Source organism: Melaminivora alkalimesophila (assembly GCF_000282995.1).
GTDB classification, from domain to species: domain Bacteria; phylum Pseudomonadota; class Gammaproteobacteria; order Burkholderiales; family Burkholderiaceae_C; genus Melaminivora; species Melaminivora alkalimesophila.
Window position 1 is genome coordinate 1 of sequence record NZ_ALEE01000524.1, and the last position, 8,881, is coordinate 8,881.

Annotated in this window: 10 protein-coding genes and 1 pseudogene; 4 read left to right on the forward strand and 7 right to left on the reverse strand. The window is 71.2% G+C overall.

Annotation, left to right across the window (positions count from 1 at the left end; translation table 11 throughout):
• On the reverse strand, nt 1–507 hold a 507-nt coding region (locus tag A612_RS10195), incomplete at its 3' end, for a PmbA/TldA family metallopeptidase (RefSeq protein WP_019374391.1).
• Between the two features lie 103 nt (nt 508–610).
• Here A612_RS10195 and yjgA point away from each other — a divergent pair.
• Both yjgA and mog read left to right on the forward strand, forming a co-directional pair.
• Nucleotides 611–1,261 carry a ribosome biogenesis factor YjgA gene (gene yjgA, locus A612_RS10200; protein ID WP_040436577.1) on the forward strand — a complete coding sequence of 217 codons (651 nt, stop codon included), beginning with the start codon at nt 611–613 and terminating at the stop codon, nt 1,259–1,261.
• Between the two features lie 59 nt (nt 1,262–1,320).
• Nucleotides 1,321–1,947 carry a molybdopterin adenylyltransferase gene (mog, locus tag A612_RS10205; protein ID WP_019374393.1) on the forward strand — a complete coding sequence of 209 codons (627 nt, stop codon included), beginning with the start codon at nt 1,321–1,323 and terminating at the stop codon, nt 1,945–1,947.
• Between the two features lie 10 nt (nt 1,948–1,957).
• On the opposite strand, the gene cysE is transcribed toward mog, so the two are convergent.
• Together cysE and A612_RS10215 are read right to left on the reverse strand one after the other, a co-directional pair.
• On the reverse strand, nt 1,958–2,755 hold the full coding sequence (gene cysE, locus A612_RS10210; protein WP_019374394.1) for a serine O-acetyltransferase: 798 nt from the start codon (nt 2,753–2,755) through the stop codon (nt 1,958–1,960).
• A gap of 31 nt (nt 2,756–2,786) precedes the next feature.
• Entirely contained in the window at nt 2,787–3,551 is a 765-nt protein-coding gene (locus A612_RS10215; protein ID WP_019374395.1) for an RNA methyltransferase, read from the reverse strand.
• Nucleotides 3,552–3,686: 135 nt separating this feature from the next.
• Here A612_RS10215 and A612_RS10220 point away from each other — a divergent pair, with 135 nt between their 5' ends.
• Nucleotides 3,687–4,628: an inositol monophosphatase family protein gene (locus A612_RS10220; protein ID WP_019374396.1), complete on the forward strand. Its 942-nt coding sequence runs from the start codon at nt 3,687–3,689 to the stop codon at nt 4,626–4,628.
• Between the two features lie 31 nt (nt 4,629–4,659).
• Here the strand turns inward: A612_RS10220 and A612_RS10225 are convergent, their stop codons facing one another.
• The 3 genes and pseudogenes from A612_RS10225 to A612_RS10235 all read right to left on the reverse strand — a co-directional run bounded on the left by A612_RS10225 (nt 4,660) and on the right by A612_RS10235 (nt 6,944).
• The gene (locus A612_RS10225) at nt 4,660–5,520 is read right to left on the reverse strand and encodes a ChbG/HpnK family deacetylase (RefSeq protein WP_019374397.1); all 861 of its coding nucleotides are present in this window, start codon (nt 5,518–5,520) and stop codon (nt 4,660–4,662) included.
• Nucleotides 5,517–5,936, reverse strand: a complete 420-nt coding sequence (locus tag A612_RS10230; protein ID WP_040436578.1) for a GtrA family protein — start codon at nt 5,934–5,936, stop codon at nt 5,517–5,519. The genes A612_RS10225 and A612_RS10230 overlap by 4 nt, the downstream gene beginning before the upstream one ends.
• A pseudogene (locus A612_RS10235) lies at nt 5,933–6,944 on the reverse strand (glycosyltransferase family 2 protein). The gene A612_RS10230 and the pseudogene A612_RS10235 overlap by 4 nt, the downstream one beginning before the upstream one ends.
• A gap of 128 nt (nt 6,945–7,072) precedes the next feature.
• On the opposite strand from A612_RS10235, the gene A612_RS10240 reads away from it, so the two are divergent.
• The gene (locus tag A612_RS10240; RefSeq protein ID WP_019374399.1) at nt 7,073–7,921 is read left to right on the forward strand and encodes an alpha/beta fold hydrolase; all 849 of its coding nucleotides are present in this window, start codon (nt 7,073–7,075) and stop codon (nt 7,919–7,921) included.
• Nucleotides 7,922–7,936: 15 nt separating this feature from the next.
• On the opposite strand, the gene A612_RS10245 is transcribed toward A612_RS10240, so the two are convergent.
• Nucleotides 7,937–8,761 (reverse strand): undecaprenyl-diphosphate phosphatase, encoded by an 825-nt coding sequence (locus tag A612_RS10245; RefSeq protein WP_040436580.1) that lies wholly within the window; start codon nt 8,759–8,761, stop codon nt 7,937–7,939.
• Nucleotides 8,762–8,881 lie beyond the last annotated feature (120 nt).

Consider the following 8,881-nt stretch of genomic DNA (forward strand, 5'->3'; position numbering starts at 1 on the left):
CGCCTCGCACGCCAGCGCCAGCCGCGCCGCCTCCTCGCTGGTCACGGTCCAGGGATGGAACAGCTGCAGGTCGCGGTGCGTGTCGGGCGGGGCGATGTCCGCCTCGTCGGGCAGCCCGGCGGCCGGGTCCTCGGCGGTGAAGCGGGCGATGTCGTAGGCCGCCTGCACGGTGCGCTCCACCGCCGCCTCGGAGAAATCCGAGGTGCTGGCGTTGCCGCGCCGGTGGCCCACGTAGACCGTGATGCCCAGCGACTTGTCGCGGTTGCGCTCCACCGTCTCCAGCTCGCCCTTGCGCACGCTCACCGACAGGCCGCAGCCTTCCGAGGCCTCGGCGCCGGCATCGGTCGCCCCCAATCGGCGCGCGTGCGCCAGCGCGTGGTCCACGATCTCCTCGAAGAAAGCGCGGGAGTAGCTGAAGCCCGCCTGGGGGCGGTCCGGGGGTTCGGCCGTGGCCGGGGCGGAGGGGATGGCGGTCGCGGCGCGGCGACCCGGGCGTGGTTTTGTCATGGCGCCGGCTATGATACTTGCCGCCCCGGCGCCGCCCGAGCGCCGGCGGACAAGACCCTCGCCGCGCCTGCGCGGCCTCCCGCACGACCACTGCCGCCGCACCATGTCACGCAAATCCAGGAAGGGCTACTACGTGCAGGGCCAGTTCGTCGCCGAAGGCAGCGCGCTGGACCTGGAACTGAAGGCCGATCTCAAGGGCACCGCCGGTGCCACCAAGACCGAACTCAAGCGCGAGAGCGAGGCGCTGCAGGCGCTCGGCGCCGAGTTGCTGACGCTGCGCGCCGACCTGTTCGCGCGCCTTGCCCTGCCCGACCAGCTGCAGGAGGCCCTCGCCGAGGCCCGCCGCATCAGCGACTTCGAGGGCCGGCGCCGCCAGATGCAGTACGTTGGCAAGCTCATGCGCACCCTCGAGGAGGACACGCTCGAGGCGGTCCGCAGCGCGCTGGAGGAACAGCGCAGCGGCAGCGCGCACGAGAAGCTGCTGCTGCACCAGGCCGAGCACTGGCGCGAGCAGCTGGTGGCGCAGGACGAGCGCCTGCAGGACTGGCTGCTGCAGTTCCCGCGCACCGATGTGCAGCAGCTGCGCGCCCTCATCCGCCAGGCCCGCAAGGACGCCCAGGACGGCAGCGCCGTGGCCGAGGGCCACGCACCGCGGCGCGGACGCGCCTGGCGCGAGCTCTACCAGCTGATCCGCACGCAGATGGCCGACGCGGCCGTCTATGGCGCCGAGGAGCAACGCTCGCGCGACGCCTGAGGCCGTCCCGCACCGCGGCCCGGCACCCGGCCCGACAAGAAATCCACGCTTCCCCTTCCATGCCCCCCACCGAAACCTCCACCGCACTCCCGCCGCCCGAGCCGGTCACCATCGGCATCGTCTCGGTCAGCGACCGCGCCTCCCGTGGCGCCTACGAGGACAAGGGCCTGCCCGCCCTGAAAGACTGGCTCGGGCGTGCGCTGCACAACCCGATCGCCTTCCACGAGCGCCTGGTGCCCGACGAGCCCGAGCAGGTCGTGCGGGCCCTCACCGAGCTGGTGGACGGGCTGGGCTGCGCGCTGGTGCTGACCACCGGCGGCACCGGCCCCGCCCCGCGCGACATCACGCCCGAGGCGACGCTTGCCGTGGCCGACCGCGAGCTGCCCGGCTTCGGCGAGCAGATGCGCCAGATCTCGCTGCGTTTCGTACCCACCGCCATTCTGTCGCGCCAGACCGCCGTGGTCCGCGGCAAGTGCCTGATCATCAACCTGCCGGGCCAGCCCAAGTCGATCGCCGAGACGCTGGAGGGGCTCAAGGGCGAGGACGGCGCCTCGCTGGTGCCAGGCATCTTCGCCGCCGTGCCCTACTGCATCGACCTGATCGGTGGGCCCTATCTGGAGACACGCGACAGCGTGTGCAAGGCCTTCCGGCCCAAGGCAGCGGTGCGGCACGTGCGCGCCGGCTGACGCGCCGCGCTCACTTGCCGATGATGTCCCGAAAGCGCCCGGGCTCGAATTTCTGCCGGCGCTCGTCCTCGCAGGGCAGGCAGTCGGCCGCGCTCTGACCGGCCGAGAGTTTCTCGATCGCGCGCCACAGCTGGGCGATCTGCTGGTCCTGCACGCTGGCCGACTCCACCAGGCCGCGCATCGCCTGCGTGAGCGGGTCTTCCTGCTGCGGCGCGACGCCGTAGGCGCTGAACTTCGGCGCTACCGGCCCCTCGCCCGCGGACGCCTCGGTCACGTCGGCGCTCTGGCCTTCCTTGCTCGGGATGATGCGCGCGGGAATGCCCACCGCCGTGGCGCCGGCCGGCACCGGCTTGATGACCACCGCGTTGCTGCCGATCTTCGCCCCGTCGCCCACCTCGAAGCCGCCCAGCACCTTGGCGCCCGCCGCCACCACCACGTCGCGCCCGAGCGTCGGGTGGCGCTTGGCGCCCTTGTACAGCGAGGTGCCGCCCAGCGTCACGCCGTGGTAGATGGTGCAGCCATCGCCCACCACTGCCGTCTCGCCGATCACCACCCCCATGCCGTGGTCGATGAAGACGCCGTTGCCGATCTGCGCGCCCGGATGGATCTCGATGCCCGTGAGCCAGCGCGAGACGTGCGAGATGAAGCGCCCCAGCCAGCGCAGGCCGCGCGTCCAGCACCAGTGCGCCGGCCGGTGCAGCCAGATCGCGTGCAGACCCGGATAACAGGTGACCACCTCCCAGCGACTGCGCGCGGCCGGGTCGCGGTCGAGGATGCACTGGATGTCGGAGCGCAGGCGAGAGAGCATGAAAACGTTGCAGGCAGGGAAGCCGATGAGTCTAGCTTTTTGGCCGCGCGGCCTGGATCATGGCCTTGGCGACACCGCGCAGGATGTGGATTTCCTCCACCGTGGGCCGCGCACGGTTGAAGAGCTGGTTGAGCCGCGGCATGAGCTTCTTGGGCGCGGCCGGATCGAGGAAACCGACGGCGGTGAGGGCTTCCTGCCAGTGAGCGAGCATGCCGGCGAGCTGGGCCGCGTCGGCGCACTCCGCCTGGGGCAGGCGGGCTGGCACGTCGAAACCACCCAGCGCCTGGCGCCACTCGTAGGCGATGAGCTGCACGGCCGCTGCCAGGTTGAGCGAACCGAACTGTGGATGGGTCGGGATGGACAGCGCCACATGGCAACGGTACACGTCCTCGTTGGCCATGCCGAAGCGCTCGCTGCCGAACAGGAAGGCGATGCCGGTCTCCCCTGTGGCCGGCCTGCCGGCGCCGCCTGCCTCCCCGAACCCCCGCCCCAACAGCCCCTCGAAATGCGCCCGTGGGGCGCGCGTGGGCGGGCCGAAGTCGCGCGGCGTCATGGCGGTGGCGCACAGGTGGCTGATGCCGTCCAGCGCCTCGTCGAGCGTGGCGACGATGCGCGCCTGCTGCAACACATCCAGCGCCCCGCTGGCGCGCTGGATGGTTTCCTCGCGGCGCAGCACGTTGGGCCAGCGCGGCGCCACCAGCACCAGGTCGTCGAAGCCCATGGTCTTCATGGCGCGCGCCGCAGCGCCGACGTTGCCGGCGTGGCTGGTGTGGATCAGGACGAAACGGGTCTTCATGGTGGGCCGCATTGTCGCCGCGCACCGACGGGCGCTGGCGCCTGCCGCTAAAATCGTCCCTTTGCGCCCGCATCGCCGGGCCGCGCCTTCTTCGGCCTGCGCGCCGCCCGCCCGCTCCTTCGTCACCGCCAGCCCATGTCCTCCTGCCTGCACCCCATGCTCAACGTGGCCATCAAGGCCGCCCGCGCCGCCGGCGCCCTCATCAACCGCGCGGCGCTGGACGTGGAGGCGGTGCGGGTGTCACAAAAGCAGATCAACGACTTCGTGACCGAGGTGGACCAGGCGGCCGAGCAGGCCATCATCGACACGCTGCTCACGGCCTACCCCAGCCACGGCATCCTGGCCGAGGAGTCGGGCAGCGAGCGAGGCGCAAAGAATGCCGACTTCGTCTGGATCATCGACCCGCTCGACGGCACGACCAACTTCATCCACGGCTTTCCCGTCTATGGCGTGAGCATCGCGCTGGCCGTGAAGGGGCGCGTGGAGCATGCCGTCGTGTACGACCCGACGCGCAACGACCTGTTCACCGCCACGCGCGGGCGCGGCGCCTTCCTGAACGACCGTCGCATCCGCGTGTCCAAGCGCACGCGACTGGCCGAGAGCCTGCTGTCCACCGGCTTTCCCTTCCGCCCGGGCGATGACTTCAAGAGCTACCTGCGGATGATGGCCGACGTGATGCCGCGCACGGCCGGGCTGCGTCGCGCCGGCGCCGCGGCGCTCGACCTGGCCTACGTAGCGGCCGGCTTCACGGACGGCTTCTTCGAGGCGGGTCTGTCCATCTGGGACGTGGCCGCGGGCAGCCTGCTGGTGACCGAGGCCGGCGGCCTGGTCGGCAACTTCACGGGCGAGGCCGATTTCATGGAGCAACGCGAGTGCCTGGCGGCCAACCCACGCATCTATGGCCAGCTGGTGCCGATCCTGGGCAAGTACAGCAAGTTCGCCAGCGCCGGCGACAAGGCGGCGGTGCGCCAGGCGATCGCCGAACAGGAGCCCGCGTCCGGCCCCGATGCCGCCACGTCCGGGACACCGGACGCGTCGTCGGACGAGAGGGACAGCGGCAGCCCTTCCCCATTCTGAGCGGCAGGCCCGGGCAGGTTCCCGCCGCCCTTCAGCGGCCGTCCCGGCCCGGATGCACCGGCAGCCGCGGGCCGCGGTGGATGGCGCGCCCGGCCTCCTCCAGGTCCTGGGCAAAGGCCTCGGACGCCAGGTAGGCGAACTCCACTGGCCGCTGGTGGCCGATGGCATCCTGCGACAGGAGCGCCACCGCTGGATGGCACATCAGCACCCCCCCGGGCGCGAGGTGCGCGAGCCAGCGCCGCATGTGCGCCCGATAGGCCGCCACATCCGGCGCGTCGAAACCATACACACCCGCGAAACCGCGATTGGCCTGCAGACCCGCCGCGCGCCAGCGCCGGGTGGCGCTCCAGCCGCCCAGCAGGGCCAGCGCCGCCGCTTTGGGCGTGCGCCACAGGCCGCCCGCCGGAACCGTGGAGCGCAGCCACGGACGTTCGTGGAGCGCATAGCGCCGCTGCAGCTCGGCCTCGACCAGCTCGCGCACCCCGGGCAGCTGGTGCACATGCTGGTGGCCATCCAGGAAGTCGGGCGGCGTGCCCAGGGCCTGCTCGAAGGCGTCCAGCTGGGCGCGCAGCGCGGCCTGCAGCTGCGCGCGCGGCAGGCCGCGCAGGTAGGCCTGGCGCAACACCTGCCCGAGCGTGCGCGCCTCCACGGCTCCGCCGTGCGCTTCCGTGAGGTTCAGGTGCAACCCGGCGGCCAGCCCCGGTCGCAGCCCTTGCAGCGCCGCTGCCGCCTCGCGCCAGCGCGGCGAGGTCGCCATGCAGCTCGTGGCCGACAGCCGCCCCTGCGCGGCCAGTCGGCACACTGCCTCGTCCACCGCCGGATGCAGCGCATAGTCATCGGCACACAGCACGATGCTGCGCACACCCTCATCCGCCACGTCGCCCGCCGTCATCGGCCCTCCACCGGCCGGAAAGCCCAGAGCTTGCTGAGCGCGAAGGTGCCCACGGCCACCAGCAGCAGCACCAGCAACAGACTCGCCAGGTAATGCCAGGGCAGCCAGCGCAGCGCCAGCGCATAGAGCAGCTCGTTGGCAGCGAAGGACAGGCCCGCCACCAGGAAGTAGCGCAGCACGGTGCGCGCGCCCCGGGCGCCCGTGGGCGCGAAGGTCAGCCGCGCATGGCCCCAGTAGCTGACCCAGAAAGCCAGCAGGAACGCCAACCCGTTCGCCACCAGCGGCGCCATCCCCACGAGCGCCACCCAGAAGGCCATCGCCAGCAGGTGGGTGGCCGCCGCCGCCCCGCCCACCAGCACGAACAGCACGCCCTGGGGCCACTGCTGCAGGGGCCGAAGACAGCGGGCTGCGCTCATGGCTGCCGCGGTTCGCGCAAGGGGCTGCGGTCCTCGTCGCGCGCCACCAGGTAGCTGGGGCGGCGCTTGACCTCATCGTAGATGCGGCCAATGTATTCCCCCAGCACGCCGATCGACATCAGCTGCACGCCGGAAAACAGCATGATGCCGGCGGCCAGCGTCGGCCAGCCTTCCAGGTCGGCGCCGAACAGCAGCGTCTCCACGGTGATCCATGTGCCGTAGCCCAGCGCCCCCCAGCGCCACCACGCTGCCGATCACGCTCCACACGCGCAGCGGCATGGTAGTGAAGGAGGTCAGCCCCAGCAGCGCCAGCGAGCCGAGGCGCCGCAGGTTGAAGCTCGACGCGCCCCCGGCCCGGGTCTGCGGCACGAAGGGCAGCGCCGCGGTGCGAAAACCCACCCAGGCGTACAGCCCCTTCATGAAGCGATGGTGCTCGGGCAGCGCGCTGAGCGCCTCGGCCACGCGCCGGTCCATCCAGCGGAAATCGCCCGCGTGGGGCGGCACCTTGACGCGGTTGCCACTGTTGAGCAGGCGGTAGAACAGGCTGGTGCCCATGCGCTTGGCGCCGCTCTCGCCCTTGCGGTCGGCAATCACCCCGTAGACCATGTCGTAGCCCAGCTGCCAGAGCTGGTGCATCTGCGGCAGCATGGACAGCGGGTGCTGGAAGTCGGCGTCGATCAGCAGCACCGCGTTGCCGCGCGCGTGGTCGATGCCGGCCGAGAGCGCCGACTCCTTGCCGAAGTTGCGCGACAGTGCCAGGTAGCGCAGCGGCAACCCGTCCAGCAACCGCAAGGCCGCCTCGTGCGTGCCGTCCCGGCTGCCGTCGTTGACGACGATGATCTCGAACTCGGGCGTCAGGGCCGCCACCGCGTCGGCCAGGGCACGCACGAAGGCCTCCAGGTTCGCCTCCTCGTTGTGGGCCGGCACCACGCAACTCAGCCGCAGCGGCGCCCTGGGCAGCGCCGCGGGCGGCGCCGCGGGAGCGTAGTCGGCGTGCAATTCGGTCATTGCGCCCATTGTCCCAAAACCGTCCCCTCCGAACGGCGTCGACCGTCGCTCGGTTGGCTGCGCGCAACGCCCTACACTTGCCCCCCTGCCGCTGCGGCAAGTCCCCGGCCACCTCCCACGCTACCACCATGGCACGCATTGTCTTTTCTCACGCCAACAGCTTTCCTGCCGGCACCTACCGGGTGCTGTTCGCCCACCTGCGCGAGCGCGGCTTTTCCGTCAGTGCGGTCGAACGATACGGCCACGACCCGCGCTATCCGGTGAGCAACAACTGGCCCCACCTCGTGCAGCAGCTCGCCGATTTCGCGGCCGAGGAACAGCAGCGCAGCGGCGAGCCGGCCTTCCTCGTCGGGCACTCCCTGGGCGGCTTCCTGAGCGTGATGGCCGCCTCGCGCCATCCCGAACTGGCACGCGGCGTGCTGCTGATCGACTCGCCACTGGTGGGCGGCTGGCGCGCGGGCGCCGTCGGCGTGGCCAAGCGGGCGCAGGTCATGGACGCACTCTCGCCCGGGCGGGTGAGCCGCGCGCGCCGCAACAGCTGGGCGAGCAACGAGGAAGCCCTGGCCCACTTCCAGCGCAAGAAGATCTTCGCCCGCTGGGACCCGCAAGTGCTGCGCGACTACATCGAGCACGGCCTGGTGGACGAGGGCGGCAAGCGCGTGCTCGCCTTCGATCGCGCGGTCGAGACGCAGATCTACAACACCCTGCCCCACAACCTCGACAGCCAGCTGCGCCGCCATCCGCTGCGCTGCCCGGCGGCCTTCATCGGCGGGCGCAGCTCGGCCGAGATGCGCCAGGTCGGGATGGCGCTGACCGAGCGCGTCACGCAGGGGCGCATCATGATGCTCGACGGCAGCCACCTGTTCCCGATGGAGCAGCCCCTGACCACCGCCGCGGCCATCGAGGCCGCGCTGCGCAACCTGGAGACCGTCGCAGCCACCGCCGCGGCGAAGAAGGCGGGCGCGGGGAAAGCCTGAGCGCCGCCCGCGCCCTCATTCCGCCCAGGTCACGAGCCCCGACCACGAGGTGGCAAGCACCACCAGCCCAAAGCCGATCCGGTACCAGGCAAACGGCACGAAGCTGTGGTGGCTGATGTAGCGCAGCAGCCAGCGCACGCACAGCCAGGCGCTGATGAAGGAAAACAGCAGGCCGACAGCAAACAGCGGGACGTCCGCCGCCGACAGCAGCGCCCGCTCCTTGTACAGGCTGTACACCCCGGCGCCGATCAGCGTCGGGATGGCGAGGAAGAAGGAGTAGTCGGTCGCCGCCTTGCGCGACAGGCCGAGCAGCATGCCGCCGATGATGGTCGCGCCGCTCCTGCTGGTGCCCGGCACCATCGCCATGCACTGCACCAGCCCGACCTTCAGCGCATCCCACGGACCCATGTCGTCCACCGACTGGATGCGCACCGCCGCCTGCTGGCGCCGCTCGGCCCAGAGGATCACGAAGCCGCCCAGGATGAAGGCGCTGGCGACCACCACCGGCGTGAACAGGTGCTCCTTGATGGCCTTGCCCAGCAGCAGCCCCAGCACCACGGCAGGCAGGAAGCCGATCAGCACGTTGAGCGCGAAGCGCTGCGCCTGCCGCTCGGTCGGCAGCTGCTCGAGCGTGCTGCGGATGCGCTGCCAGTACACCAGGATCACGGCAAAGATGGCACCGGTCTGGATGGCGATGTCGAAGACCTTGGCCTTGGCGTCGTCGAAACCCAGCAATGCCCCGGCCAGGATCAGGTGCCCGGTGGAGGAGATGGGCAGGAATTCGGTCAAGCCCTCGACCACGCCCATGATGGCGGCCTTGAGCAGCAAAACGGTATCCACGCGCGTCCTTTGGTTGGGGCTGCCTGCGCTCGCGCGGCCGGCAGCAAAAAGCGCGGATTATCCGCCGCCCCTGCCTGCTGGCCTGCCGCGCCCAGGTCCCGCCGCCGCTACGGCTCCCCC